This is a genomic window from Amycolatopsis sp. DG1A-15b, assembly GCF_030285645.1.
Taxonomy (GTDB): Bacteria; Actinomycetota; Actinomycetes; order Mycobacteriales; family Pseudonocardiaceae; genus Amycolatopsis.
This window is the reverse complement of record NZ_CP127296.1, coordinates 78,084-104,102: the sequence shown is the minus strand read 5'-3', so window position 1 is coordinate 104,102 and position 26,019 is coordinate 78,084. Positions and strand designations below refer to the sequence as shown.

At 72.4% G+C, this 26,019-nt stretch carries 23 protein-coding genes; 13 read left to right on the top strand and 10 right to left on the bottom strand.

All coding sequences use genetic code 11. From position 1 onward, the window contains the following. Positions 1-29: 29 nt before the first annotated feature. The 6 genes from eccD to QRY02_RS00460 are packed head-to-tail and all read right to left on the bottom strand — an operon-like array spanning position 30 to position 5,417. Positions 30-1,400 (bottom strand): type VII secretion integral membrane protein EccD, encoded by a 1,371-nt coding sequence (eccD, locus tag QRY02_RS00485; protein WP_285989501.1) that lies wholly within the window; start codon positions 1,398-1,400, stop codon positions 30-32. 37 nt (positions 1,401-1,437) lie between these two features. Further along, on the bottom strand, positions 1,438-1,758 hold the full coding sequence (locus QRY02_RS00480; RefSeq protein ID WP_013224119.1) for a YbaB/EbfC family nucleoid-associated protein: 321 nt from the start codon (positions 1,756-1,758) through the stop codon (positions 1,438-1,440). After that, positions 1,755-2,225 (bottom strand): DEAD/DEAH box helicase family protein, encoded by a 471-nt coding sequence (locus QRY02_RS00475; protein ID WP_285989500.1) that lies wholly within the window; start codon positions 2,223-2,225, stop codon positions 1,755-1,757. The genes QRY02_RS00480 and QRY02_RS00475 overlap by 4 nt, the downstream gene beginning before the upstream one ends. Further along, positions 2,225-3,586, bottom strand: a complete 1,362-nt coding sequence (locus QRY02_RS00470) for a WXG100 family type VII secretion target (RefSeq protein ID WP_285989499.1) — start codon at positions 3,584-3,586, stop codon at positions 2,225-2,227. Before QRY02_RS00470 ends, QRY02_RS00475 begins: the two co-directional genes overlap by 1 nt. 3 nt (positions 3,587-3,589) lie before the next feature. After that, positions 3,590-4,621, bottom strand: a complete 1,032-nt coding sequence (locus QRY02_RS00465; RefSeq protein WP_285989498.1) for a WXG100 family type VII secretion target — start codon at positions 4,619-4,621, stop codon at positions 3,590-3,592. Between the two features lie 25 nt (positions 4,622-4,646). Further along, positions 4,647-5,417 carry a WXG100 family type VII secretion target gene (locus QRY02_RS00460; protein WP_285989497.1) on the bottom strand — a complete coding sequence of 257 codons (771 nt, stop codon included), beginning with the start codon at positions 5,415-5,417 and terminating at the stop codon, positions 4,647-4,649. A gap of 142 nt (positions 5,418-5,559) precedes the next feature. Here QRY02_RS00460 and eccCa point away from each other — a divergent pair, with 142 nt between their 5' ends. After that, on the top strand, positions 5,560-9,486 hold the full coding sequence (eccCa, locus tag QRY02_RS00455) for a type VII secretion protein EccCa (protein WP_285989496.1): 3,927 nt from the start codon (positions 5,560-5,562) through the stop codon (positions 9,484-9,486). Between the two features lie 151 nt (positions 9,487-9,637). Here the strand turns inward: eccCa and QRY02_RS00450 are convergent, their stop codons facing one another. Together QRY02_RS00450 and QRY02_RS00445 are read right to left on the bottom strand one after the other, a co-directional pair. Continuing rightward, positions 9,638-10,264, bottom strand: coding sequence for a hypothetical protein (locus QRY02_RS00450; RefSeq protein ID WP_285989495.1), 627 nt, complete (start codon positions 10,262-10,264; stop codon positions 9,638-9,640). Positions 10,265-10,329: 65 nt separating this feature from the next. Further along, on the bottom strand, positions 10,330-10,653 hold the full coding sequence (locus QRY02_RS00445) for a hypothetical protein (protein WP_285989494.1): 324 nt from the start codon (positions 10,651-10,653) through the stop codon (positions 10,330-10,332). Positions 10,654-11,158: 505 nt separating this feature from the next. Between QRY02_RS00445 and QRY02_RS00440 the strand changes: the two genes are divergently transcribed. The 5 genes from QRY02_RS00440 (at position 11,159) to QRY02_RS00420 (ending at position 18,236) form a co-directional block, all read left to right on the top strand. Then, entirely contained in the window at positions 11,159-13,168 is a 2,010-nt protein-coding gene (locus QRY02_RS00440) for a trypsin-like serine protease (RefSeq protein WP_285989493.1), read from the top strand. A gap of 57 nt (positions 13,169-13,225) precedes the next feature. Further along, on the top strand, positions 13,226-14,776 hold the full coding sequence (locus QRY02_RS00435; RefSeq protein ID WP_285989492.1) for a tachylectin-related carbohydrate-binding protein: 1,551 nt from the start codon (positions 13,226-13,228) through the stop codon (positions 14,774-14,776). 29 nt (positions 14,777-14,805) lie between these two features. Beyond that, entirely contained in the window at positions 14,806-16,884 is a 2,079-nt protein-coding gene (locus tag QRY02_RS00430) for an FG-GAP-like repeat-containing protein (RefSeq protein ID WP_285989491.1), read from the top strand. Positions 16,885-17,025: 141 nt separating this feature from the next. Further along, entirely contained in the window at positions 17,026-17,730 is a 705-nt protein-coding gene (locus QRY02_RS00425; protein ID WP_502874180.1) for a S1 family peptidase, read from the top strand. 59 nt (positions 17,731-17,789) lie between these two features. Then, positions 17,790-18,236 carry a YdeI/OmpD-associated family protein gene (locus QRY02_RS00420; RefSeq protein WP_285989489.1) on the top strand — a complete coding sequence of 149 codons (447 nt, stop codon included), beginning with the start codon at positions 17,790-17,792 and terminating at the stop codon, positions 18,234-18,236. On the opposite strand, the gene QRY02_RS00415 is transcribed toward QRY02_RS00420, so the two are convergent. Together QRY02_RS00415 and QRY02_RS00410 are read right to left on the bottom strand one after the other, a co-directional pair. Further along, a complete protein-coding gene (locus QRY02_RS00415; RefSeq protein WP_285989488.1) occupies positions 18,237-19,649 on the bottom strand; it encodes a class I adenylate-forming enzyme family protein in 1,413 nt (470 codons plus the stop codon). It abuts the gene before it with no gap. Positions 19,650-19,680: 31 nt separating this feature from the next. Further along, a complete protein-coding gene (locus tag QRY02_RS00410) occupies positions 19,681-20,673 on the bottom strand; it encodes a hypothetical protein (protein WP_285989487.1) in 993 nt (330 codons plus the stop codon). 217 nt (positions 20,674-20,890) lie between these two features. Between QRY02_RS00410 and QRY02_RS00405 the strand changes: the two genes are divergently transcribed. The 7 genes from QRY02_RS00405 (at position 20,891) to QRY02_RS00375 (ending at position 26,014) form a co-directional block, all read left to right on the top strand. Then, the gene (locus QRY02_RS00405; RefSeq protein ID WP_071831485.1) at positions 20,891-21,235 is read left to right on the top strand and encodes a WXG100 family type VII secretion target; all 345 of its coding nucleotides are present in this window, start codon (positions 20,891-20,893) and stop codon (positions 21,233-21,235) included. 18 nt (positions 21,236-21,253) lie between these two features. Beyond that, the gene (locus QRY02_RS00400) at positions 21,254-21,556 is read left to right on the top strand and encodes a hypothetical protein (RefSeq protein ID WP_003057455.1); all 303 of its coding nucleotides are present in this window, start codon (positions 21,254-21,256) and stop codon (positions 21,554-21,556) included. Between the two features lie 103 nt (positions 21,557-21,659). Next, positions 21,660-22,046: a hypothetical protein gene (locus QRY02_RS00395; protein ID WP_285989486.1), complete on the top strand. Its 387-nt coding sequence runs from the start codon at positions 21,660-21,662 to the stop codon at positions 22,044-22,046. Continuing rightward, a complete protein-coding gene (locus tag QRY02_RS00390) occupies positions 22,043-23,353 on the top strand; it encodes a WXG100 family type VII secretion target (protein ID WP_285989485.1) in 1,311 nt (436 codons plus the stop codon). Before QRY02_RS00395 ends, QRY02_RS00390 begins: the two co-directional genes overlap by 4 nt. Next, complete coding sequence (locus QRY02_RS00385) at positions 23,353-24,624, top strand: alpha/beta hydrolase (protein WP_285989484.1); 1,272 nt, start codon at positions 23,353-23,355, stop codon at positions 24,622-24,624. The genes QRY02_RS00390 and QRY02_RS00385 overlap by 1 nt, the downstream gene beginning before the upstream one ends. Further along, positions 24,621-24,971, top strand: a complete 351-nt coding sequence (locus tag QRY02_RS00380) for a hypothetical protein (protein ID WP_285989483.1) — start codon at positions 24,621-24,623, stop codon at positions 24,969-24,971. The genes QRY02_RS00385 and QRY02_RS00380 overlap by 4 nt, the downstream gene beginning before the upstream one ends. Positions 24,972-25,249: 278 nt before the next feature. Continuing rightward, the gene (locus tag QRY02_RS00375; RefSeq protein WP_285989482.1) at positions 25,250-26,014 is read left to right on the top strand and encodes a HisA/HisF-related TIM barrel protein; all 765 of its coding nucleotides are present in this window, start codon (positions 25,250-25,252) and stop codon (positions 26,012-26,014) included. Positions 26,015-26,019: the final 5 nt, after the last annotated feature.

Below are 26,019 nucleotides of genomic sequence, written 5' to 3'. Positions count from 1 at the left end.
ATTCGAATACATCGACGGCCGCCGGGCGCTCAGCCTCGGACGGCTTCGTACACCCCTGCGATCATCGCCACCACCGGTACCAGGGACAGCAGCACCAGGAACTCCGAGACGTCCAGCAGCCGCGACCAGTAAGGCGAACGCAATCCCCGCGCCACCCGGGTCGCGTACACCAGGCACACCACCGCCGCCAGCACCACCGCGCAGCCCACCGCGAACACCGCCGTGCGGTGGCCCGAAGCCACCAGCCACACCCCGGCGCACACCAGCGCCGGGATGCCGAAGCCGATCAAGACCAGCCGCTGCGCCCGGCCGGCGTACGACCGCGACCGCAGGATCCACGCCACGCCCAGCAGTGCCGCCAAGCCCGCTTCCCACGGTCCACCCGACGAAAGCACGACGGACGCCGCCAGCACCACCAGGCCCAGCGCCACCAGCAATCCCGTCAGCACCGCCTGGGCGCGGGAGGTCCGGCCGATCATCTCCGTGCCCAGCGACGGCTGTTCGTCCGCGCGGAACGCCGCCATGTCGTCCGGCACGCGCGGCAGCGGCAGGCGGGCCAGGCGCAACGCCAGCATCGGCGCCACCGCCGCCAGGGCCGTGCACAGCACCGCGACCACCGCGGCGGCCGACAGCGCGGAGAAACCGGCCAGCAGCACCACGCCGGTCGTCACCGCGCCGAAACCCGCCGCACCGGTGATCGCCACGAACCACGGCAGGCGATCGGCCACCGAGACCGCCGCCAGCACGCCGTACACCGTCACCGCCGCGAAGCCCGCCGCCAAAGGGCCCGCCGACAGCGAGAACAGCGGATGCGGGGGCAGCACCGACATGCCCGCCAGCAACGCCACGCCGACGCCGGCCAGCGACCCGGCCGCGCCCGCTTCGGCGTCGCCGTACGCGCGGCTCAGCGCGCCGCCGCCGAGCAGCAGCACGAGTGCCAGCAGCCCGGTCCCGATCGGCGCCAGGACGCTGCCCGACGCCGCCGCCTGGACCAGCAAGCCGCCCGCCAGCAGCAGGACCACCGCGGCCACCAGGCCGGACCGCCGAGCCACCGACGGACCCCAGCCGCCGTCGGCGTCGGCGACGCTGGCGATCGAGTCGACGACGTCGTCGAACAGCAGCGGACCCCGCGGGCGCTCCCGCGGGGTCAGGTGCAGCACTTCGCCGTCGCGGATCTGGGCCGCCGCGACGCTCAACCCCAAAGCCAGCGGCGCGCCGCCCAATCTCGAGAGCACCCAGCCCGGGTGCTCGGCCGACGCCTGCCCGGACGCCCCGGCCAGCCGGACCAGCTGCGGCACCAGCTCGGCGAACGTCGACTGCTGCGGCAGGGCGACGTCGACGCGGGCCCGCGGCGTCACGACGGTGACCCGGCGGGTGGTACCGGTCAGGGCGGTGCTCATGCCGCCTCCGGGGGAAAGAGAACGTCGGCGGGCGTCATCACACGTCTTTCGCGGCCGCGATCACCGGGGCGAACTTCGCGGAACTCGCCTCGGCGAGCTTCTGCAGCCCGGCGTTCACCGCCTCCAGGACGATCTCCGAGAGGTTGCGGGCGTCGTACTCGCGGATCGCGCGGGGGTCGATGTCGATCGAGGTGAAGCGGCCGTCGCCGCGGAGGGTGACGGTGACCTCGTTCTGCCGCGAGTGCGCCTTGATCTCCATCGCCTCGACCGTGCGCTGGATCCGCTGGACCTCTTCGGTCTGCTTGCGCACCTGCGCCAGCAGCTCGTCCATGTCCGGCACCGCGTACGGATCGGTCACTGTGCTTTCCCTTCGTGCTGGCGGACGTGGACGCTGGCCACGAACCGCTGGAAACCGGGTGAGAGCGCCCGGGCGGCCGCGGGCGCGGCCGTGCAGGCGAGCTCGAGCACCAGGCGGTCTTCCGGGGTGGCCCCGGGGACCGTCAGGTGCACCTGGGTCTGGATCAGCTCGGTGCCTTCGCCGGTGCGCAGGCGCAGCAGCTGCATGACGGCGGGCGCGGCCGGGTCGCCGACGTCGCGGCGGCTCAGCACCTCGAGCCCGGCCAGCGTGCGCGAAAGCCGCTCGACCGCCTCGGCGGCGATGGCGTCGATCGACGCCTCGTCCGGCCGCTGCTGCACGCTGACCGTGATGTTCGGCGTGAACTCCTCGCCCGGCACCGGGTGCACGGCGACGAACACCGCGCCCGAGTCGCCCGGGTCGACGGCGGTCCAGCCGTCCGGGATGACGAAGTCGAGGGGAAGGGTCATCACAGCCCCACGTACGAAACGGCGTCGTCCCAAGCGGAGCCCACGGCGTCGGCGGCGTCGGTGGCCGCGTGGCTGACGGCGTCGACCGCCGCGCCGCCGTACTCGCCGATCGTGTGGCCGAGCTTCGGCAGGTCGATGTCGATCTTCGCGCCGACGCCCAGGCCGAGGCCGAGCGCCGCACCCGCCTTGAAGTTCACCTTGAGGTGCCCGGCGTCGTAGACGGCCTGGGCGTCGAGCTGCGCGCCCAGGCCGTACTGCAGGGTGCCGTTCGCGCCGACGCCGATGCCCGCGACGTCCGCGGCGACCTCGCCCTCGACCTTCCCGCCCACGAACGCGTTGGCGTGCGCGCCGACGCCGTGGGCGCCGATCGTGCCGGACGCGCTCACCTCTCCGCCGGCGAACACCGTGCCCTTGGCGTGGGCTTCGGCGACGCCCCACTCCTTCTTGAGTTCGGCCTCGCCGTGCAGCGCCGCGAGTTCCGCGTGCCCGGACGCGCCGGCGTCCCAGCCCTTCGACGTGATCTTCCCGTCGTACTCCGGGGAAAAGCCGTCCTGTTCGTGCTGGAACTTGTAGTAGGTGATCTCGGTGTTGCGGCCGATCTTGTTCTTCAGGCCCTCGGCTTCCGGCTGCCCGAACGGCGTGTCCGCCTTCTTCGGCGCCCGCGTGCCTTCGAGGCCGTCCCAGGTCAGCTTCTTCCAGCCGGAGTTGCCGAACCACGACGGCACGGTCCGCGGCCGCTTCCGGCCGTCGAGGGGCTCGCCGTTGAGCCAGTGCAGCGGCCCGCGGGCCCACTTGCCGAGCTCGTGCTCGAGCCGCCCGACGCCTTCGGGCGGGAACAGCTCGGCGAGGGCGTCGGAGAACTCGTCGACGACCTGGCGGGCCGCGGCGGCGCTCTGTTCACCGAGCTGCCGGGCGGCCTGGATGAACGCGCCGACCGAAGCGGAGTTCACCGCGCGGGCCTGGGCGGTCAGCTGGGCGGCGTACTGGTCGAACTGCGCGAGCACCGAATCGACGGCGGCTTCGGCGGACTGCACGAGCCGGGCCGCGGTACCGAGCCGCCTCCCCTGGTCGTCGAGCTTCGTGGCGGTGTCGGTGAGTTCCCGGCCGAGCTCACCCGCTGCCGTCGCGAACGCCGTGTACGCGTCGCCGTCCCAGTCCGCGTGCAGGGCCTTGGCGGACTCGTCGATTTCCCGTGCCCGGCCCGAAATCGCCGACGCCCGGCTCGCGGCCCGCTGCGCGGCGGCGCTCAGCGCCCCGGGATCGCCGGTGACCCGCCGGCGGCACTCGACGAGCACCCGCCGGTACCCGGACAGCACCGAGCTGACCACCCCGGACGCGTCGAGGACCCCCGAGCCCGCCACCGGTCAGTTCCCGGCCGCGTCGTAGCCGACGTGCTGGCTGAAGTGCTTGCCGTTGTAGTCCAGCGCGATGTCGAGGTCGAAGTCCTGGCCGCCGGGAGCCTCCACAGTGGATTCGCCGGTGGTCAGGTTGGTGTGGATGACGACCTCGTCGGCGTGCCCGGAGGCCGGGGCGGGCACCACGGGCGCCGGAACCGAAGGCGCGGGTGCGGGCACCGAAGGCGGTGTCACCGGGTGGTCTACGGGAATCCAGCTGTTCGCCGGGTTCGCCGCGCCGCCGGAACCGCTGGAACCGCCGCCGGTGGCGAGCGCGGGCGGGGTGTAGTCAGTGAACGAGGGCTGCTGCGGGATCCCCCCGCCGCTCCCGCCCGCCACCGCCTGCTGCCCCGACGGGCTCGCCACCGGCGGCGGGGTCTGCGGCGCGGTGACCGGGGTGTTCCCGATCGACGGCGTCGTCGCGCCCGAACTGCCGGAACCGTGGTGGAAGAGCTTCTCGATCTCGCCGATGACCTGCGCGAGCGTGGTGACCTGCTGGGCGAGGTCCACCGCGCCGAGCGCCTTGAGCAGCGCGCCGATCGCGGTGATGAACGCCCGCAGCGACGCGCTCGTCGCGGTCGACAAAGCGACCGCGGCCCCGTAGGTCCACCAGTTCGACATCAACGCGGCCACCGTGGGGTTCACCGCGGCGACCACCGCGCGGTAGGCCTCCTGCGCCGTTTTGATCAGCGTGCCGGAGACGCCGAGCAGCTCGGCGCCCTTCTGGACGACGTCGATGATCTTCGTCAGCTGGCCGAGCGAGTCGCTGATCTTCTTCAGCGCCGACTCGCTCGCCGCCCCCGACCAGATCTTGCCCAGCTGGTCGGCGGCCTTCGTCAGCTCGTTGTACATGCCGAGGAACTGCTCGGCCTTGCGGACCAGGTCGGCCACGTGCTTGGCGATCTGCTCCGGCCGGCCGGTGACGATCTGCGGCAGGATGGTGATCGGCCCACCCGAAGACGCGGTCGCGTCCATCGCGCTGGAGTTCGGGAAAGTCAGCATCGGTCCTCACAAGGGTTCAAGGAGTTCAGACGACGGAAGCGGGCCGGTAGACGCTGACCCTCGCCAGCCCGCCGGTGCGGGCGTCGAGCAACCCGTGGTTGTAGAGGCGGCCGCCGTCGCCGGCGACGCCGATGACCGGCTGGCGGTCGGAGAACAGCAATGGCTCCACGACCACGACGTCGCCGCTGTGCACGCCGCCGGGCACGTCGGAGAACGTCCGCGCGGTGCCCGCGTAGACCTCGATCAACCCGATCCGCGCCTGGTTGTCGGCGTCGCCGGCCAGCCAGTCGTTGAAGTCGGCGACGCCGTGGAAGCGGGTGTCGGTGATCGGGTGGTCGCCGAGCTTGCCCAGCCGCGCGTCCCCCAGGTAGCGCAGCACGTTCCCGACCGACGACGGCTCGCCGTGGGCGCCCGCGCTGTCGTTGATGGCCAGGGTGGCGAGCTCGGAAGCGTGCGAGCTGCCCCAGATCGACGACGCGGTGCTCGTCGGAGCGTGCCCGCCGCCGTAGCCCGCGGCGACGTCCCGGTCGGCCGCCTGATAGGCGTCGGCGCTGGCCTTGACGAGCCCGTTGACCTGCTGCAGCAGCTGCAGGAGCGTGCGGACGGCGGTGATCTGGCCGGAGTGCAGGGCCGCGTTCGCTGCGGCGACCGAGCTGCCGAACGTCGCGAACGACATCGGCTGCACGACGAGCCGTTCGAGGTCGGCCACGGCGTTGATGCCGTGGGCGATGATGCCCCCGACGTTGCCCACGGCGGAGCGCATCGCCTCGGGCTCAGCCCGGTACTCGCCGGCCATGGGTCTCCTTCCGGGTGGCTTGCTCGGCTGAGCGTAAGTTCGGCCCCGGAAGCGGGCGGACGGCAAAAGTACCCACCGCGGCGTGGCGGCGAGTGGCCAAAATACCGGTCAGACCGCCCCCGAACTGGAGCAGCCTGTTCAGATGAGCCTGCCGTCCGACCGTCCGAGCGAAATCGTGCTGCAGTCCCCGCCGATGCTCCCGAAGAGCTCGTCCGGCGGGATGGTGCAGCTGATGATGTTCCTGCCGATGATGCTCGGCATGGGCGCGATGTCGTTCGTCTACATCGGACGCGACGGCGGCGTGATGACCTGGATCTTCGGCGCGCTCTTCCTCTGCGCCATGGGCGGCATGGTGGTGATGTCGCTGGGCCGCGGCGGGATGGCGAAGAAGGCGCAGATCAACGACGAGCGCCGGGACTACCAGCGCTACCTCTCCGGGCTGCGCGCCCAGGTCCGCGACATCGCCGACGGCCAGCGCGCGGCCATGATCGCCGTCCAGCCCGACCCGGCCGACCTGTGGGCCTACGTCGAAACCGGGAAGCTGTGGGACCGGCGGCGCACCGACGGCCAGTTCGCCCAGGTGCGCGCGGGCACCGGGCCGCAGCGGCTCGCGACGCCGTTGAAGGCGCCGCAGACCGTGCCGCTGGAGGACCTGGACCCGGTGTCCTCGACCAGCCTCAAGCACTTCATCCGCACCTACTCGACGGTGGACGGCCTGCCGGTCGCGCTGTCGCTGCGGTCGTTCGCCGCGGTCACCGTGGCCGGGCGGCGCCCCGCCGTGCTCGGCCTGGTGCGGGCCCTGCTGTGCCAGCTCGTCACCTTCCACTCCCCCGCCGACCTGCGGGTCGCGGTCTGCGTGTCGCCGGACCGGCAGCACGACTGGGAGTGGGCGAAGTGGCTGCCGCACGCGACGGCGGCCGGCACGGCCGACGCCGTCGGCTCGCGGCGGCTGGCCGCCGGCACCGCGGCCGGGCTGGCCGAACTGCTGGGCGCCGACCTGGGTGAACGTCCCGCGTTCAGCCGCCGCGCGGCCGCCGAGCTCGACCTGCCCCACCTGGTGGTCCTCGTCGACGGCGGCAACGCCCACGGTGAGCCCCGGCTGATCGGTGAGGACGGCCGGCTCGGCGTCACGGTGATCGAGGTCGGGCAGGAGCACCCGCGGGCGTCGTCGACCGAGCGGCTGCTGAGCCTGCACACCGCACCGGAGTCACTGGGCATGGTCGTCGGCGAAGGCGGCGAGCAGCGGCTGGGCTTCCTCGGCCGCCCGGACGTCCTCGACCGCGGCGCCGCGGAAGCCCTGGCGCGGATGCTGACGCCGTTGCACACGCCCTCCGCGGTCGTCGGCGAGAAACCGATGTCGGCGACCTTCGGCCTGGCCGGCCTGCTCGGCATCGGCGACCCGCGCGACACCGACACGGCCGTCACGTGGGCCCCGCGCGCGGCCCGGGACCGGCTGCGGATCCCGCTGGGCGTCAACCCCGAAGGCCGTCCGGTCGAACTGGACCTCAAGGAGTCGGCCGAGGGCGGGATGGGGCCGCACGGCCTGGTCATCGGCGCGACCGGGTCCGGCAAGAGCGAGCTGCTGCGGACGCTGGTGACGGCGCTGGCCGTGATGCACTCGTCGGAGACGCTCAACCTGGCGCTCATCGACTTCAAGGGCGGCGCGACCTTCGCCGGGATGACCGGGCTGCCGCACACGTGCGCTGTCATCACCAACCTCTCCGACGACCTCGCGCTGGTCGACCGCATGGCCGACGCGCTCAACGGCGAGCTGCTGCGGCGCCAGGAACTGCTGCACGCGGCCGGGAACTACGCGTCGGTGCGCGACTACGAGAAGGCCCGCGCGGACGGCGCGCCGCTGGACCCGCTGCCGTCGCTGCTGGTGATCATCGACGAGTTCAGCGAGCTGCTGTCCTCCCGCCCGGAGTTCATCGACCTGTTCGTCGCGATCGGCCGGCTCGGGCGGTCGCTCGGCATCCACCTGCTGCTGGCCTCGCAGCGGCTCGAAGAGGGCCGGCTGCGCGGACTCGACTCCCACCTGTCGTACCGGATCGGGCTGCGGACGTTCTCCGCGGCGGAAAGCCGCGCGGTGCTGGGCGTCGCGGACGCCTACCACCTGCCGCCGGTCCCGGGCTCGGCGTACCTGAAGTCCGACACCGAGACGCTGATCCGGCTCAAGGCGGCTTACGTCTCCGGCGAGCTGCCGCCGCGCAGCACGATCGTGCGCGAGGACGGCCAGGAGCTGGGCGTGCTGCCGTTTTCCCTGGCCCCGGTGGAGATCCCGGTGACGACCGAGGTGTCCGCGACGCCTTCGGAGGAAGGCACCGGCGAGACGATCATCGGCGCGATGCTGTCGCGCCTGGAGGGCCGCGGCCCGGACGCGCACCAGATCTGGCTGCCGCCGCTGGCCGAACCGCCCACGCTGGACCAGCTGCTGCCGCCGCTCGGCGAGGACGCCGCGCGCGGGCTGTGCCCGCTCGGCTGGGGTGGCAACGGGAAGCTGACGATCCCGGTGGCGCTGGTGGACAAGCCGTTCGAGCAGCGCCGCGACCTGCTGTGGGCCGACTTCTCCGGCGCGGCCGGGCACGCGCTGATCGTCGGCGCGCCGCAGAGCGGGAAGTCGACGCTGATGAAGGTCATCGCGGGCATGCTGGCGCTGACGCACACCCCGGCCGAGGTCCAGCTGTTCGTGCTGGACATGGGCGGTGGCGCGCTGGCCCCGATCGCCGGGCTGCCGCACGTGTCCGGGTACGCGACCCGCCGCGACGCCCAGCGCTGCCGCCGGGTCGTCGCCGAGCTGACGACGTTGCTGGAGCAGCGCGAGGAGTTCTTCGCCGCGCAGGGGATCGAATCGATGGCGGCGTTCCGCGCTCACCGTCCGGAGTTCACCGAGAGCACGGACGAGCGCGAGTTCGGCGACGTGTTCCTGTTCGTGGACAACTGGACGACGATCCGCCAGGAGTACGAGCAGCTGGAGGAGCAGATCACCGGGCTGGCCGCCCGCGGGCTCGGCTTCGGCATCCACGTGATCGTCTCGCTCAACCAGTGGATCGGCGTCCGCGCCCAGCTGCGCGACGCGATCGGCACGCGCTTCGAGCTGCGCCTGGGCGACCCGATGGACTCCTCCATCGACCGCAAGGTGGCGGCCAACGTGCCCGCCGACCGCCCGGGCCGCGGCATCACCGCGGAGAAGCTCCACTTCCTCGCGGCACTGCCGCGCATCGACACCGACCAGCGCCCGGAAACGGTCGGCGCGGGCGGCGTCGACCTGGTGCGCCGGATTTCGGACGCGTGGCAGGGTCCGCGCGCCCCGCGGGTCCGGCTGCTGCCGCCGGAAGTGCCCCTGGACGGGTTGCCCGCGGCGCCTTCGCGTCAGGTCACCCTGGGCATCGCCGAATCGACGTTGCGCCCGGTGTACCTGGACTTCGCGGCGGACCCGCACTTCATGGCCTTCGGCGACGTCGAGTCCGGCAAGAGCTCGCTGCTGCGGGCGATCGCCCACGGCATCACGTCGGCGTACACCCCGGACGAGGCGGCGATCATCGTCGCGGACTACCGGCGCGGTTTGTTGGGGGCGGTGCCGGAGCCGCACCTGCTGGGGTACGCGGGAGCGGAAGGCAAGCTGACGGACCTGATCGGCGAGTGCGCCCAGGCGATGCGCAACCGGCTGCCCGGGCCCTCGGTGACGCCCGAGCAGCTGCGGAACCGGTCGTGGTGGCGCGGGCCGGACCTGTTCGTCCTGGTGGACGACTACGAGCTGGTGGCAACGGTGGGGCGCAACCCGTTGCAGCCGCTGCTGGAGTTCCTGCCGCAGGCCCGCGACATCGGCCTGCACCTGGTGCTCGTGCGTGGATCGGGTGGCGCCGGGCGGGCGTTGTTCGAGCCGGTGCTGCAGCGGCTGCGAGAGCTGGGCTCGCCGGGGCTGATCATGTCCGGGACGAAGGACGAGGGCGCGTTGCTGGCGGACGTGAAGCCGTCACCGCAGCCGCCGGGCCGCGGAACGCTGGTGTCCCGGCGGCACGGGACGGGCCTGGTCCAGGTGGCTTGGACGAAACCGGCGGATTCCTAGTCCGCGAGGAGCGGATCGTCCCCGACCCACGCTTCACCGGGCCCGGCCGCGAGCCGGGCGGTGCATCCGCCATCACCCCGCGGCCCGCTCGATCTCCGGTGCCGTGGCCCCGAACTCGGCGGTCGCCCCACCGGAGCGGGCCCGGCGCACCTCACCGCACGGGCCCGGTCACTTCGGCGGCGAAGTGGTAATAACAGACCGCCCGGTGCTTGCCGCCCTCCCAGCTCGACGACGTCGGCGTCACGACCTGGACGCGGACGCCGGGCACCGGGCGGGCGTCGGCTTCGCACCGGGCCAGGGTGTTCCGGTAGACCTCGAGGATGTCGGGCATCGGGCCCTCGCCCAGCGGGAGCACTTCGAACGCCTCGCCGGTGTGCTGCGCCGTGCACGGTATCCGGAACACGTCCGCTTCGCCCGAGACCGCCGGGGCCCGGAAACACTCGCCCACGGCGAGGTCGAGCCCGTGCGCCACGCCCTCGGGCAGCCGTCCCTGGCCTGCTTGCCGCTGCTGCCACCACGCCGCCCCGATGGCGATCCGGTACGCGGCCACGCCCGTCCAGGCGGTGAAGGCCACCAGCCCGCAGATGACGAGCACGAGCCCCCGCTGCTTCTGCTTCCTGATCCGGGAGATCGCGACGGCGCCGAAGACCGGCGCGAGCAGCCCGCCGAGCAACCCGGAGACGAGCGTCGCGATCGCGTAGCGGCTGATCGGTTGGTTGCGCAGCTCGGCGCGCATGAGCTCGTCGAAGAGCTCGGGATCGTGCTGTGGTGCTGACATGGTTCCCCCTCCCGCGCCGGCGCGGGCAGCCGGCCGCACCGGCTGTGGTCCGGCGCGGTGGCAGCCTAGGCGGAATCGGCCCAGGACTCCGCCACCTTTTCGAGCTCGGCGACGAACTTGCGGACCGCCTCGCCGTCCGGGCCCGGGAAGCGCGCCGCCACCGCCGGGGCCAGCGATCCCCGGATCAGGTCCAGGACCTCCCGCCGCTGCGCCGCGGTCAGGTCGCCGAGGTCGACCGTGCGGAAGCCGTGGGTGGAAGCCGCCCGGAACCGCTCCGCCACACCTTCGTCGGTGACGGCCGAGGCGAGGTGGTCCAGGACCCAGTAGTAGGTGCCGCTGGAGGCGATCCACCGGTCCGGTGAACCGGTCCGCCTGATGGTCCCCGACATCGAACACTCCCCGGCCCGCTCGGCGGCACACGAATTGCGGCACGCCGAAACTGGCATGCGGAAAAGAATTGAACACCCCTCTTCACCGTCGCCGGAGCGACAGCCTTTCTCACACTATCCGAACGCCTGGTCGAGCCGGAATGTGAGGTGAATCACCACCCGGTCCGGTAATATTCACGGTTTCCTGTCGATGGGATCACCGGGCGAAAGCCCCACGAGGGGGGACCTGACCTGCGCGACCGCAATAGCCGTCACAGCGGTTGCGACGTTCGGCGTATGGACAGGCCGGGAGGGATCGACTAAGGGGAGGAAATCCGGTCGGGGGCCGGTTGCCGCGCGGGAAACGTCTACCAGCCCATTCCCCGGACGCGCCATTTTCCGATGAGCGGGACCACGCCCCGCGGCGGCGAAAACCGTCGATTTCGCCATTCCGCGAACGCCGGCATCGGCATCCACCCGCGCCCTGCTCGCCGTCCTGTTCCGAAGTACGAGGGGAGAAATCCGCATGTCCATTCGTCCCACCAGGGTCGTGGCGGCCACCACGGCCCTGCTGGCCGCCGGGCTGCTGACCACGGTGCCCGCCGAAGCCGTTTCCGGCGGGACCGCCGCCGCCCAGGGTGCCTACCCGTACGCCGCGAAACTCACCGCCGACGGACGGGCCTGCGGCGGCGCGCTCGTCGAGCCCGACCTCGTCCTCACCGCCGCCGGCTGCTTCCCCGAGAACCCGCAGGGCGAAGCACCGGCCAAGGCGACCACCGCGACCATCGGGCGGACCAGCCTGAGCGGCACCGGCGGGCACGTCGTGCCGGTCACGAACGTCGTCGTCCGCGCCGACCGCGACGTCGCGCTGGCCCGGCTCGCCACGCCGGTCACCGACATCGCTCCCCTGCCGCTCAGCACCATCCCGGTCAACTACCCCGGCGGGGACGAGACGCTCACCCTGGCCGGGTACGGCCGCACCGAGAGCGAATGGGTGCCCGACACGCTGCACGTCGGCACGTTCAAGGCGCCGTCGTCGACGGCGACCACCCTGGCGCTCACCGGCACGAACGGCACCGACGCCTGCAAGGGCGACGCCGGCGCGCCGATCTTCCGCGACGCCGGCGGCCGCACCGACGTCGTCGCCGTGACCAGCGCGTCGTGGCAGCACGGCTGCTTCGGGGAGACCACGACCCGGCAGGGCACCACCGCCGCCCGCGTCGACGACATCGCCGGCTGGATCCGCCAGCAGGCGCTGGCGCCGGCCGCCAAGGCCGTCGGGCACGCGATCACGCTGACCTGGCACCCGGTGAGCGACCGCACCGGCTACCGCGTCTACGCCTCGGCCACCCCCGACGTGCCGGTCGACAGCGCGCACCTGCTCGGCAGCGTCGACGGCACGTCGTACACGCACACCGGCCTGCCCGCCAAGCAAACCCGCTACTACCGCGTCGTCGTCGCGACGACCGACGGCTGGACGAGCACGCCGACCGAGGTCGTCTCGGCGGCCACTCCGGTCTCGGCGGGCAACGACTTCACCGGCGACGGCAAGGACGACACGGGCGCGGCGTACGACCTGAAGAACGCCCGCACCGGCGTGTACGTCTGGCCGACGACCGCGGCCGGCGTGGGCGCCCCCGAGCTGAAGTGGAGCGCCGACGGCTGGGAGGCGGCCAAGGCCCGCTGGGTCACCGGCGACTTCAACGGTGACGGCCGCACCGACATCGCCGCCTTCTACGACTACCTCGACGGCGGCTCGAACCTGTTCCTCTGGTACGCCAACGCCGCCGGCGGGTTCGACAGCCAGGGCATCAGGTGGAGCGGCGCCTTCCGGCCGCTGAACGCCCGGTTCACCGCCGGCGACTTCGACGGCGACGGCCGCACGGACATCGCCGCCGCCTACGACAACGGCAACGCCGACCTGAGCATGCTGACCTGGCACGCGGCGGCGACCGGCTTCGACGCCCCGGTCACGCAGTGGCGCACCGGGCCGGGCAACTGGAACCTCGCCCAGTCGAGCTGGCGGGGCGGCGACTTCAACGGTGACGGCCGGGCCGACCTGGCCGCGTTCTACGACTACCGCGACAACACCGCCAACCTGTTCCTCTTCTACGGCAACGCTTCCGGCGAGCTCGTCTCGCAGGGCACGAAGTGGAACGGCGGCATCCCGTCCGGCAAGGCGCAGTTCGTCTCCGGCGACTTCGACGGCGACGGGCGCACCGACCTCGGCGCGGCGATCGACCTGGGCGGCACGAACCTGACGTTCCGCACCTGGCACGCCACCGCCACCGGGGTCGACGCGCCGGTCACGCAGTGGACGAGCGGGCCGGGCAACTGGAACCTCCCCCAGTCGCAGTGGAGCACCGGCGACTTCGACGGCGACGGCCGCACGGACCTGGTCGCCTCCTACGACTACGGCGGCTCGAACACGAACCTGTTCCGCTTCCACGCGAACGCCTCCGGTGGCTTCGACCACGAGGGCGTCAAGTGGAGCAGCAACGGCACGTTCAACGCCGCCCAGTCGACGATCTTGTAGCACCGCGGTGGTGGCGTCCCGCCGGGGCGCCACCACCGATCCACCGAGGGGAAACCGATGCACCCACGCGGCCGAACGAGGCTCACCGCTCTGTCCGTCACCCTGCTCGCGGGCGGTCTGCTGACCGCGACCCCCGCCGAGGCCCTGTCCGGTGGCACGGTGGTGCCCGTCGGCACCCACCCGTTCCTCGCCCGGATCGCCACGCCGACGAAGGCGTGCTCGGGCGCTCTGGTCGACCCGTCCTGGATCCTCACCTCGGCGACCTGCCTGCCGGCGACGGACTCCGGCGCTCCCGTCGAGGCCGCGACCGTCGCGGTCGGCGACGTCGACGTGAGCACCGGCGCGGGCTTCACCGCGAAGCTGACGAAGGTCGTGCGCCGCACTGACCGGGACGTCGTCCTGGCGAAGCTGGACAAGCCGGCGACCGGTGTCCCGCAGATTCCGCTGGGCACCACCGCGCCGCAGGCCGGGGAAACCCTGCAGGTGGCCGGGTTCGGCCGGACCACCACCGAATGGGTGCCGGCGCGGCCGCGCGTCGCGTCGTTCACCGTCTCGGGCGTCAACGGCTCCACCGTGTCGGTCTCCTCGGCGAACGGCACCGACGCCTGCAAGGGCGACGCGGGCGGTCCCGCGTTCCGCGTGTCGGGCGGCACCGCCCAGCTGGTGGCCCTGAGCAGCACGTCGTGGCAGCACGGCTGCCTCGACGTCACCGAAACCCGCCAAGGCGGCACGGAAACCCGCGTCGACGACCTCGGCGACTGGATCCGGAAGCAGATCGTGCCGACGCCGGTGTCGTGCCCGGCCGGCGCGCCGATCTGGGCCGCCCGCGCCGACGGCAGCCTCTGGCGCTACGTCCACCTCGGCCCGGCCGACGGCGCGGTCAGCTGGACGCAGGCGAGCGCCCCGGACGGCTCGGGCTGGACCGGCCGCGTGCTGGCCGGCAAGGACGGCGTGATCTGGGACATCCACCGCCACAACAGCGCGGGCGACCCGTACCCGGACGGCACCCTGAAGCGCTGGGTGTACTCGACCGGCAGCGGCTTGGGCGGCGGTGGCCAGGTCGGCAGCGGGTGGGACCGCTACCTGACGAACGAATACAAGAACCGGATCACCGTCGACGAGAAGAACCGCATCTTCATGATCGACGACCAGGGCCGGCTGAAGTACTACCTCTGGGACGACGCGACGGGCTGGTGGGTCAACGGCGCCGGCGACGTCCTCGACACCGGCTGGTCCCGCTTCGACTCGATCACCGCGGCCGGCGACGGCGTGCTGTACGCGCGCAAGCCGGGCGGCGAACTGTTCCGCTTCAAGTACGACTTCGCCGCGTCGGCGTGGACCCAGCGTGACAAGCCGGCCGGGGCAGGCTGGCAGATGTTCAGCGAGATCTTCTCGCCGGGCGGCGACATCCTCTACGGCCGCGGCAGCACCGGCACCAGCCCCTTCGACGGCCAGACCGGCCCGGTGCTGCGCTGGTACCGCTACTCCGACAACACCGACACGTGGGCCCCGTCGGGCCCGGACCAGATGGGCGTCACGATCGGCTCGGGCTGGAACACCGAGATCCACGTGACCGCCGCACCGGACTCCTGCCGCCTGAGCGGCTGACCCCGGCCCCCACATCGAGGAGAGATTCGATGCGTTCGCGCACCCCGTTGAGACTCACGGCGGTTTCGGCCGCCTTGCTGGCCGCCACCGCGGCCGGCATCGTCCCCGCGTCCGCGGTCTCCGGCGGAACCGGGACCGACGCCTACGGTTTCGCGGCCAGACTGACCGCCGAGGGCCGGGCCTGCAGCGGCGCGCTGGTCGCACCCGGCTGGCTGCTCACCGCGGCGAGCTGCTTCCCGGAGAACCCGCAGGGCGGCGTCCCCGCCAAGGCCACGACGGCGCTCGTGGGCCGCCCGGGCCGCACCGCGAAGGTGACCGACGTCGTCGTCCGCGCCGATCGCGGGGTCGCGCTGGCACGCCTCGACACCACGTTCACCGACGTCCCGGCGGTGGCGCTGCCCGCGACGTCACTGGTGGTCGGAGAGCCGCTGCGGCTCATCGGCTACGGCCGCACGTCGACCGAGTGGGTGCCGGACCAGCCGCACTCCGCGGTCTTCACCAGCGCGGCGGGGACCACCGGCACGCTCACGCTGACCGGCGCGAACGGCGCGGACGCGTGCAAGGGCGACGCCGGCGGCCCGGTCATCCGCGAGATCGGCGGCGTCACCGAGCTGTTCGCGGTGGCCTCGACGTCGTGGCAGCACGGTTGTTTCGGCGAAACCGAGACGCGCCAAGGCACCACCGCCCAGCGCATCGACGACCTCTCCCGGTGGATCCGCGGGCAGGTCCTCGCGCCGACCGCCAGGGGCGGCAACCACAGCGTCACCGTCTCGTGGTCACCGCTGCGCCTGGAGGACCAGGCCACCTACACCGTCTACGGCAGCACCGACCCGCAGGTGCCGACCGACGCGGCGCACCTGCTCGGCGAGACCACGGCGACCTCGTACGTCCACACGTCGTTGCCCGCGAAGCAGACCTGGTACTACCGGGTCACCGCACGCCCGTCCCGGGGGAGCTCGAGCGAACCGAGCGCCACCGTCTCCGCCACGACGACGGCCCGGTCGGCCGGCGACTTCACCGGCGACGGCAAGGACGACATCGCCACCTTCACCCGCGGGACCGCCGGGGACGCCTTCGCCGCGGCCTCGGACGGCACCAGGTTCGTCGGCACCACCCAGCAGTGGAACGACAACCTCGCGTTCGACACCGAAATCCCGCTGAGCGGCGACTTCAACGGCGACGGCAAGGACGACATCGCCACCTTCACCCGCGGGACCGCCGGGGACGCCTTCGCCGCGGCCTCGGACGGCACCAGGTTCGTCGGCACCACCCAGCAGTGGAACGACAACCTCGCGTTCGACACCGAAATCCCGCTGAGCGGCGACTTCAACGGCGACGGCAAGGTGGACGCGATCGTCTTCAAGCGCGGCACGAGCGGCGATGTCGTGGTCGCCCTGTCCGACGGCACCAAGTTCGGCACGCCGGCGCTCTGGCACGACTACTTCGGCATCCAGGCCGAAGTCCCCGCCGTGGGCGACTTCAACGGCGACGGCAAGGACGACATCGCCCTGTTCGTCCGCGGCACCGCCGGCGACGTCTACGTCGCGCTCTCCGACGGAACCAAGTTCGGCACCTCGGCGCTCTGGCACGGCGACTTCGGCTTCAACGACGAGCAACCCGCCGTCGGGGACTTCAACGGCGACGGCAAGGACGACATCGCCGTCTTCGCCCGCGGCACGAGCGGCGATGTGTTCGCCGCCCTCTCCGACGGGACCAAGTTCACCGGCACCAGCGTCAAGTGGCACGACTACTTCGGCATCCAGAACGAAGTCCCCGCCGTCGGCGACTTCAACGGCGACGGCAAGGACGACATCGCCGTCTTCGTCCGCGGCACCGCCGGCGACGTCTACGTCGCGCTCTCCGACGGAACCAAGTTCGGCACCTCGGCGCTCTGGCACGACTACTTCGGCATCCAGGCCGAAGTCCCCGCCGTGGGCGACTTCAACGGCGACGGCAAGGACGACATCGCCCTGTTCGTCCGCGGCACCGCGGCCGACGTGTTCGTCGCGCTCTCCGACGGGACCAAGTTCGGCACCAGCGCCAAGTGGCACGACAACTTCGCCTACAACAGCGAAGTCCCCGTCCCGCGGGCGATCACGGTCCTGTGAGCGTGCCCGCCCCCGGGACCGCGTCCCGGGGGGCGGGTTACCGACTTCGGTAGGTTCCGAAAATCCTTCACGGCTTTTACGTTGGGCTGGTCGTCCCGTTCGGGACGGATATCCGGATCACCTGGGCCGAAGGGCATTTTCATGCGAATGTCGAGGGCTGTAGCCGCGGTGGGTGCGGCCGCCGCGGCGCTGAGTCTGGTCTCAGCGGGGGTGGCGGACGCCCAGCAGGACATCATCGGCGGGAGCACGGTCTCCTCCGCGCCGTGGGGCGCCCAGATCTACTGGAACAACGTGACGACGTACGGCGGTTTCGAGTGCTCGGGGACGATCATCGCCCCGCAGTGGGTGCTGACCGCCCAGCACTGCCTGAACTCGCCGGGCATGCACGTCAAGGTCGGCAACGTGACGCTGCAGCAGGGTACGAACGCGAACGTCGACCAGCAGAAGGCGTCCCCGAACGGGGACATCGCCCTGCTGCACCTGACGACGGCGGTCAACACGACGTACATGAAGCTCGGCACGGGCAACCCGCCGACCGGGTCGACCAACCAGATCTACGGCTGGGGCCGCACCCAGGGCAGCAGCCCGCCGTCGAGCACCCTGAAGACGGCCAACGTGCGCGTGACGGGCCTGAGCTCGGACGCCTACGGCGGCACGGCGATCGCCAGCCAGGGCATCAACGGCTCGGCGTGGCACGGCGACTCCGGCGGCCCGGAGCTGTACAACGGCGCCCAGGTCGGGGTCTGCTCGACGGGCAGCAACTCCGGTTCGAACCCGCAGGGCACGCAGAACTACGCGAGCATCGCCTCCAGCCGCAGCTGGATCCGCACGACGACCGGCGTCTGAGCACCGGACCCGCGTGCCGGCCTCCCCACCGGGCGGCCGGCACGCGGCATACTCGCGGCATGAAGTTCCGCACGACCGTGCTGCTCGGCGGCAAGACCGCGACCGGCCTGCCGGTGCCCGGCGACGTCGTCGAGGCGCTCGGCGCCGGCAAGAAGCCCGCGGTCACCGTGACGCTCGGCGGCCACACCTACCGCACGACGGTCGCGAGCCGCGGCGGGCAGTTCCTGGTGCCGCTCAGCGCCGAGAACCGCGAGCAGGCCGGGGTCGCCGCGGGGGACGACGTCGACGTCGAGATCACGCTCGACACGGCACCCCGTGAACTCGACATCCCCGCCGATCTCGCGGAAGCGCTCGCCGCCGACGACACCGCCCGGGCCCGGTTCGAGAGCCTTTCCTACAGCGCGAAGCAGCGGTTCGTGCTGCCGATCGGGCAGGCGAAGACCGCGGAGACCCGGCAACAGCGCGTCGCCAAGGTGATCACGGATCTGCGCGCCGGGAAGCCGTAGTCACTCCACAAGGGACGCCCGCAGCGCCGCCTTGTCCGGTTTCCCCGACGGCGCCACCGGAACCGACGCCACGAAGCTGAACCGCGCCGGGACCGCCGCCTCCCCCAGCTCGGCCGCCACCGCCTTGCGCACCTCACCCAGGTCCGGCTCACGACCCGGCACCGGGACCACGAACGCGTGCGCCGCCTCGCCCGTCCGCGCGTCCGGGACCGCGACGACGTACGCCTGGTCGACGTCCGGGCACGCGGCGATCGCCCGCTCGATCGGGCCGGTGTAGTGGATGATCGCGTTCACGATCACCACGTCACGCGCGCGGCCGGACAGGTGCAGGTAGCCCGCTTCGTCGAGGTGCCCGAGGTCCTGGGTGCGCACCCAGCCGTCGCGCAGCACCTCGGCCGTGGTGGCCTCGTCACGCCAGTAGCCCGCGAACGCCGACGGTGTGCGCACCCAGACCTCGCCCTCCCGCACCGCGATTTCCACCGTGTCGCACGCCTTCCCGACCGAGCCGAGCCCCTCGTCGGCGCGGCAGATCGTCAGCATCCCCGTCTCGGTCTGCCCGTACGCGTGGTGCATCGCGGGCCCGATCCGCTCGGCCGCCTCGGCGAGCTTGTGCGGCGGCACCGGCGAACCGGCCACGATCAGCCTCCGCAGGCAGCTCAGGTCGACGTCCGAGCCGCGCAGCACGTCGAGGATCTGGTGCAGCCGCGGCACCGTGGTGAGCGCCGCCGTGATGCCCAGCCGCGGCAGCACGCCCGGGAAGTCCGGCGGTCCCTCGGGGATCACCGCCGTGCCGCCCGCGAACAGGCACACCCCCAGCTGCTCGACCATCACCGCGCTGGCCAGGGAGCCGAACAGCAGGTACCGGCCGAATCCCGTGCCCAGCCGCTCGTGCGCCGAGCCCGGCACCGGCGGCCGCCAGACCCGGCCTTCGGTCAGCGCGCGGTAGCGGTACGCCACGCCCTTCGGGACACCGGTGCTGCCGCTGGTGAACACGACCGTCGCGATGTCGTCGAGCCGACCCTGCGGCACCGGCTCGGTGTAGCGGGCGAGCAGGGACGGCCCCACCCGCAACACCGGCACCCCGACGTCGGCCACCGGTTCCGCATCGGTGACCAGGGCGCCGACGTCGCGGAGGATGTGCCGCAGCTGCGCCTCCGGCAGCCCGGGCCGCACCGCGACCGCGCGGGCGCCGAGCACGTGCACCGCGACGAGCGCGGCGAACCCCTCCGGCGTGACGGCGGTGGCCAGCCCGACGCCGTCGCCCGGCCCGAGCCCGGCCGCCCGCAGGCCCGCGGTGAACCGGCCGATCAGCTCCCGCAGGTCGCCGCGGGTGGTCACCCGGGTGCCGTGTTCGAACGCGGGGACTTCCGGAGCGCGTTCCAGCTCGTCCAGGAGTGCCTGCGGGTGGACCATCGTGACCGCCTCTCGCCCGGGGGCGTCCGGTCTACCGGGCGGATCTCAGAATTTCGGCAGAAACGACCTGCTCCCTCCGCGGGAGCGATCGCAGCGACAGCGTGCCCGCGACGGCGAGCGCCGCGATCAGGCCGGCGGCGGCGGCGAGCGTCCAGAAGTCCGGGTGCACGATGGACTGGCCGCGCTCGGCCTGCCAGGTGAGCAGCGCGATCAGCCCCGCGTAGCCGGCGCCCGTGGTCCGGACCAGCCGGCGGCGGACGACGTCGGACTCGAGCGCCCGGTAGCGGCGGGCCAGCAGGAGCAGCCCGAACGCCACCAGCGGCAGCACCTGCAGGGCGTGGATGCCGACGAAGTGCGGGATCCGCAGGTCCCCGCCGACCGTGCTCCAGCCGACCACCGGCAGCCCGGGGCCGCCGTCCTCGACGCCGACCGAGTGCGCCCCGAACGTCGAAAACTTGCCGTTCGCCTCGAGCCCCGCCTGCTGCGCCGGGGTGGGCGAAAACATCAGCGTCGCGACGTACATCCCCACCACGGCGAGGGCGGCACCCCAGCGCAACGCCGACCTCAGCGCGCGGTCCGGGATGCGCTGGAACAGCAGCAGCACGGCGACGGCGGCGGTCATCGACCACGCCGTGTACGCCCCGCCGGCGACCAGGTTGTTGACCATGGCGTCCGCCGGCGTCGACTGGTTGAAGTGCAGTGTCCGGCCGCGGACGATGATCTGCCACGCCAGCAGCGCGAAGTCCAGGCCGATGCCCGCGGCGAAGAGCGTCCCGAACCACCAGCCGGCACGGCGGCCGCGGCGCACGTGCGTCAGCAGCCACGCCAGCGTCAGCGCGTACAACCCGATCGACACGGAGAACTTGAACGGCTTGAGCCAGATCGGCGCGTTGACCAGCGTGCGATCATCGAAGAGGAGTCCGAGCAGCGAGACCGCGCACAGCACCCCCATGGCTCCGGCGAGCACCACCAGCGGGCGGTGCCACGCGCGGAGCGTGACCAGCGGATTTCCCTTGTCTGCCATGGCTTCAAGCCTGGCGCGGGGGCGGCGCGGGGTCACTGGAGCGCACCACCGTGCCGCGGTGGGGAAGGCCCTACCACCGCTCGCGTGGGTAATAGTGCCGTCAGTGCGACCGGCAGTTGTGCCGTTTGACCACACTGGCCTCTTTCCTAGCGTGACTTTCACACCGCGCGGACCACCGCGCCAGGGGAATTCGCTTCAGGAAGGAGGTGGCCCGTCGATGTCCAGTCCGGGATTCCAGGCAGATTCCGCTGCCATGACGCGCGCCGTCCAGGGTTTCGAGGAAACCGCGACGAACGCCAAGTCCACGATGGCCAGCTTGGAGTCCGAGCTGACCGAGGCCCTGCGCAACTACAAGGGTGACCAGGCCGTGGCCTTCTGGGACCTCCAGCGGCGGCTGCAGGAGAAGATGACCGCCGCGGTGAAGGAGCTCGACACGATGTCGCAGCTCGTGCACACCAGCCACGCGAACTACGGCCGCGGCGACGCCGACGTCCACCAGAGCTTCCAGGGGGTCGGCCACACCCTCGAGGGCTCGGGCGTGCTCCCCCGCCTCAACCCCTGACCCGAGAGGACGCCCACCATGGCCGACGTCGTCGAAATCAACTTCGCCGCGCTGCAGCACAGCTCGGCATCCCTGGCCGCCAAGGCCAAGGCGCTCACCTCGCAGCTGGAGCAGCTGCACCAGAACCTGCAGCCGATCACCGCGACCTGGTACGCCTCCGGCAGCTCCGCCGGTGACGCCGCCCGCCAGGCCGAGACGCGCCTGCGCCAGGCCACCGCGGACATCGTCGCGATCATCGCGCAGTTCGGCGGGAAGGTCGGCGAGGCGCACGACCTCCAGCAGTCGCTGGAGAACCGCAACCAGGGACTGTTCGCGGGCTGATCCGCGCCCCAGACGTCGGTCGGCCGGTGCGGGAAACCCCCCGCTCGCACCGGCCGACCGGCTTCCCTCCTGTCCGCAAGTCGCGCCCAGAGAGCCGGGACCGATGCCAGACCAGTCGTACTACGTCCACCTGGAATCGCTGAAGGACTTCGTGCGGGAACTGGAAACCCAGATCCACGCGATGTCGAAACCGAACGACTTCCTGCTCACCCTCGGCGAGGAGCCACTGCTGTTCGGCGAGTTCGGCGAAGCCGGGTCGCTGGCCGACGCCCACCGCGCCGCCGTCTCGGAGATGCAGGGCCTGCTCGACCAGGTCCGCAGCGCGATCGGGTTCGCCCAGGACGTCACCACCACGGTCGCCGACGGTTACTCCAACGCCGACCAGTCGGTGGCCGGGGACCTGCACGCGTCGGGCGCCGTCACCGGCCTGCTCGACCCGGTGCTGGGCCTGCTGGGCGGCGGAGACACGGACGGGAGCCGCAAGGGATGACGAACACCGCGCACACGAACTTCGCCGCGTACAGCCACCAGCAGCTGTACGCGATGCTGCAGGCCGGCGACCCGAACAGCGCGCGGCACGCCGCCGACAAGTGGAAGTCCGCCGCGCTGCACCTGCACGAGCAGGCGCACAACCTCAACTCGGAGCTCACCGAGTTCAAGGACCAGTGGACCGGCGGCGCGGCCGACCAGTACCAGCGGATGATCATCGACCTCGCGAACGGCATCTCGAAGGTGGCGCAGACCGCGGAGGCGATGAACGTGACGCTCGGCGACGCCGCCGACGCGCTGGTGAAGGCCAAGAAGGAAATGCCGCCGCCGGTCGCGGTGCCGGACGTCGCTCCCGCCGACGTCGCGCTCGCGGTGAACCCGCCGCTGCTGCCGCCGGACGCCTCACCCGCCGTCGTGCAGGCCGCGGCGCAACAGCGTCAGCAGGCGATCGCGAACGTCGAAGCGCAGCAGGCCGCCGCGAACGCCGCGGGGTCCGCGCACGGCAAAGCCATCGTCGTGATGACCCAGCTCGCCGGGGAGTACACCGTCGCCGAGGAGTCGATCCCGGCTTCGCCGAACGCCGTGCCGACGCCCACCACCCCACCCGCCGGTGGGGGTGCGGGCAGCGCCGGGTCGCCGGGGCTGGTCGGCAACGGCTTGAGCGGTCCCGGTGTCGTCGTCACCCCCACCGACGGGCACCCGCTGCCCGGTGGTGGCGGCGGGACGACGCTGTCGCCGGGGACGACCGTGCCGACGTCGAACCCGCTGTTCGGCGACATGTTCACCGCCGGGCTCGCCGCGGCTTCGGCCGCCGCGTTCGGCCGGTTCGGCTCGATCATGCCGAAGGTGCCGTCGTGGGCGACCGGCAAGGATCCCAAGGACGACAAGGAAGAACCGCCGGGCACGAAGCTCGGCGGGGGCGGCGCCGGCGTCGAAGGCGGCTCCGGGGGCGGCATCCCGATCGGCGGGGGTGACGCGCCTTCGCTCGGCGGCGGCGGCGCCGGTGTCCCGGTCGGCGGCGGTGGGCTCACCGGCCCCGGCGACGTCCCGGCGGCGCATTCCGGCCTGGCCGGCGACGGCGGCGCGGGCAACGCGCTGAGCGGGCTCGCCGGCGGCGCGGCCGGGGCCGTGGGCGCAGCGGCCGCCAAGGGCGCGATGCCGATGATGCCCATGATGCCGATGGGCATGGGCGGCGGCGGTGACATGGGGTCCGGGCGGCGGATCCCGGCGTGGCTGGTGGAGACGGAGAACGTCTGGGGCCAGTCGGCCCCGGTCGCGCCGCCGGTCATCGGCGAAGACGCCTCCTGATGACGGCGGCGGGCTATCGCGTGGCCCCGGCCCGCCTCGACGCGGTGGCCGGCGAGTCCGGCTCCCGCGCCGAGGCGCTTTCGGCGGCGCAGTCGGCGGTGGCGGGCGAGCAGGTGCCCGCCACCGCGTTCGGCCGGGTGAGCGAGTCCGCCGCCGCCGCGAAGACGTTCGAGAAGACCATGACGGAGCTGGGCGGGAAGCTCGGCTCGCACGTGGCGCGGCTGCGAACAATCCGAAGTGGACTCACCGCGTCGGCCGCGGGGTACCGGCGGGCGGACGCCCGGGTCGCGGCGATGTACCGGGCGTTGCTGCCCGAGGACCCGTTGCCGCGCGCGGGAAATCCCGCCGGGATCGGCGGCTCGGCCGACACCGGGTCGTGGGCGCGCGCGATCGCGGACAACCGCGTGAAGGTCGCCGATGCGCTGACCGCCGAACGTTCTAGGCTCGCGGTGCTGACCGACGCGGACGAGATCGCGCGGTCGCGCGCGCGGATCAAGCTGTACGAAGACATCCTCGCGCACGACCGGCAGATCCTCCGGTTCGATCCGTCCGGCAGCGGGCGGATCGCCGAGCTCGTCGGGCACATCGAGCCGGGAACGCGGAACGTCGGGCTGTTCGTGCCCGGCGTCAACACGCAGATGGCGAACTTCGACGCCTACGCCGGCCTCGGCCGCAGTCTGGTGGCGGCGGACCCGGCCGGGCGCACCGCGGTCGTCGTCTGGGCCGACGGGGTGTTCCCGCAGGGCCCGGTGGCGCAGGGACCGGACGCGGGGTACGCGCAGGTGATGGCACCGGACCTCAAGCACTTCGCCGACGACCTGCGCGGCGAGATCGCGAGCCACGCGGGTTCCGACGTCACGCTGACCGCGATCGGGCACAGCTACGGCGGGGCGACGGTCGGGCTCGCCGAGACGCACGGCCTCGACGTCGACCGCGTCCTGCACGTCGAGTCGGCCGGCATGGGCCACGGCGTGTGGTCGCCTGCGGACCTGCCGCCGAGCCAGGCGGGTGTCCAGCGGTTCTCGATGACGGCACCGCTCGACCCGATCGTGCTCGCGCAGGGCAACGCGTGGGGCCTGGAGTGGACCGGCATCGGCCACGGCGCGGACCCGGACGTCTTCCCCGGCGTCACCGAGCTGGGCACCGGCGACCAGGCGGACGGCTCGCCGCTGTGGGGCGTGTCGTCGCACAACGACGTGCTGAAGCCGGGGTCCGATTCGTGGACGAACATCTACCGCGTCCTCACCGGTGGTGGGAGCGTGGCCCCGTGACCCCGGAACTCCGCGGTTTGGCGGACGAGCTGACCTCGGTGATCGACGACGTCGCGGCGGCCTTCGGCCCGGCGGACCGGACTCTGGACGGCGAGCTGGACTGCGACCCGACCACCCCGGGCCACCTGCTGTGCTGGCAGTACGGCGTCCGCGTGGAGCAGCCGGCATCCCCGGAAACCCGCCTGACGTCCCTCCTCCCGGCGTTGCACGGCGACGGCTGGCAGTCCCAAGACCGCAGCACCTCCGCCGAGCACATCACCCGCTTCACCCGCGACGGCGCGGACTTCACGATCCACGTCGCCCGCGCCGTGACGATCATCGGCTCGACCCGCCCCGTCCCCGCCTGACGGGGTCCGGCCCGCCCCGGCCGGCATTCCGGCGACGCGGCCGCGCTTTGTTCCTGTAGTGCTCGATTTCCGCCTTCGCATTGTCATGATTTTCCGATCCCAGGACACTGGCACCGATGCGTCATTCGGGCGGGCAGAGAATCGTTGCCGATTCCGGAATCCGGCCGGTGCCGGCCGCGCCCGTCCCGAACTGTTCGCATCGGCTGACGCACCGCCCTCCGCCCGGCCGCGGGGAAGCGAATTCCGACAGGTGAACGGTGGGAAAGGACGGACGGATCGTGACTATTTCGAACCTCGGCCCGGCGACTGAACAGGCCTGGTTGAAGATCGGCACCCGGGAGTTCCGCTCGCGGGTCGTCGTCGGCATCGAGCAGTACGACTCGGTTCCGCTCGTGCGGGACGTGCTCACCGCCGCCGGCGCGGACGTGTTCATCACGACGGTGGACCCGGACAACCGCCGGTCGAGCCTGCTCTTGATGGACCTCGAGAGCGAACTGCCGCTCGACCGGTTCACCTGGATCGGCACGACGTCGTTCGCCCGGTCGAAGGAGAGCGCGCTGCGCAGCGCGCGCATCCTGCGCGACTCGCTGGGGATCGACATCCTCAAGCTGGACGTGCGCGGCGAGGACAACGTGCCCGACAACGCAGGCACCGTGGAAGCCGCCCGGGAGCTGCGGGCCGAGGGCATGGAGCTGCTGCCGTTCATCCTGCCCGACCTGAAGACGGCGAGAGAGCTCGAAGACGCCGGGTGCGCGGCGCTGCGGGTGATGGCGGCGCCGGTGGCCTCCGGCCGGGGCATCGTCGATCCCCGCCCGATCGAAGCGGTGATCGGCCGAGTGGGGATCCCGGTGATCGTCGAGGGCGGCATCGGCAGCGCCCGGCACGTCGCACAGGCGATGGAGCTGGGCGCGGCGGCCACGCTGGTGAACACGGCGCTCGTGCGCGCCCGGGAACCGCTGAAGATGGCCGCGGCCATGCGGCACGCGGCGCTGGCCGGGTTGCTGTCGCACGAGTCCGGCCCGATGTCGGAACTGGCTGCCTGAGGCGT

What these genes read in the sequence shown, in the direction of transcription:
- eccD (WP_285989501.1), bottom strand. Translation starts at nt 1,400, where the DNA reads ATGAGCACCGCCCTGACCGGTACCACCCGCCGGGTCACCGTCGTGACG.
- QRY02_RS00475 (WP_285989500.1), bottom strand. Translation starts at nt 2,225, where the DNA reads ATGACCCTTCCCCTCGACTTCGTCATCCCGGACGGCTGGACCGCCGTC.
- QRY02_RS00465 (WP_285989498.1), bottom strand. Translation starts at nt 4,621, where the DNA reads ATGCTGACTTTCCCGAACTCCAGCGCGATGGACGCGACCGCGTCTTCG.
- QRY02_RS00460 (WP_285989497.1), bottom strand. Translation starts at nt 5,417, where the DNA reads ATGGCCGGCGAGTACCGGGCTGAGCCCGAGGCGATGCGCTCCGCCGTG.
- eccCa (WP_285989496.1), top strand. Translation starts at nt 5,560, where the DNA reads ATGAGCCTGCCGTCCGACCGTCCGAGCGAAATCGTGCTGCAGTCCCCG.
- QRY02_RS00450 (WP_285989495.1), bottom strand. Translation starts at nt 10,264, where the DNA reads ATGTCAGCACCACAGCACGATCCCGAGCTCTTCGACGAGCTCATGCGC.
- QRY02_RS00445 (WP_285989494.1), bottom strand. Translation starts at nt 10,653, where the DNA reads ATGTCGGGGACCATCAGGCGGACCGGTTCACCGGACCGGTGGATCGCC.
- QRY02_RS00440 (WP_285989493.1), top strand. Translation starts at nt 11,159, where the DNA reads ATGTCCATTCGTCCCACCAGGGTCGTGGCGGCCACCACGGCCCTGCTG.
- QRY02_RS00435 (WP_285989492.1), top strand. Translation starts at nt 13,226, where the DNA reads ATGCACCCACGCGGCCGAACGAGGCTCACCGCTCTGTCCGTCACCCTG.
- QRY02_RS00430 (WP_285989491.1), top strand. Translation starts at nt 14,806, where the DNA reads ATGCGTTCGCGCACCCCGTTGAGACTCACGGCGGTTTCGGCCGCCTTG.
- QRY02_RS00425 (WP_502874180.1), top strand. Translation starts at nt 17,026, where the DNA reads ATGCGAATGTCGAGGGCTGTAGCCGCGGTGGGTGCGGCCGCCGCGGCG.
- QRY02_RS00420 (WP_285989489.1), top strand. Translation starts at nt 17,790, where the DNA reads ATGAAGTTCCGCACGACCGTGCTGCTCGGCGGCAAGACCGCGACCGGC.
- QRY02_RS00415 (WP_285989488.1), bottom strand. Translation starts at nt 19,649, where the DNA reads ATGGTCCACCCGCAGGCACTCCTGGACGAGCTGGAACGCGCTCCGGAA.
- QRY02_RS00410 (WP_285989487.1), bottom strand. Translation starts at nt 20,673, where the DNA reads ATGGCAGACAAGGGAAATCCGCTGGTCACGCTCCGCGCGTGGCACCGC.
- QRY02_RS00405 (WP_071831485.1), top strand. Translation starts at nt 20,891, where the DNA reads ATGTCCAGTCCGGGATTCCAGGCAGATTCCGCTGCCATGACGCGCGCC.
- QRY02_RS00400 (WP_003057455.1), top strand. Translation starts at nt 21,254, where the DNA reads ATGGCCGACGTCGTCGAAATCAACTTCGCCGCGCTGCAGCACAGCTCG.
- QRY02_RS00395 (WP_285989486.1), top strand. Translation starts at nt 21,660, where the DNA reads ATGCCAGACCAGTCGTACTACGTCCACCTGGAATCGCTGAAGGACTTC.
- QRY02_RS00390 (WP_285989485.1), top strand. Translation starts at nt 22,043, where the DNA reads ATGACGAACACCGCGCACACGAACTTCGCCGCGTACAGCCACCAGCAG.
- QRY02_RS00385 (WP_285989484.1), top strand. Translation starts at nt 23,353, where the DNA reads ATGACGGCGGCGGGCTATCGCGTGGCCCCGGCCCGCCTCGACGCGGTG.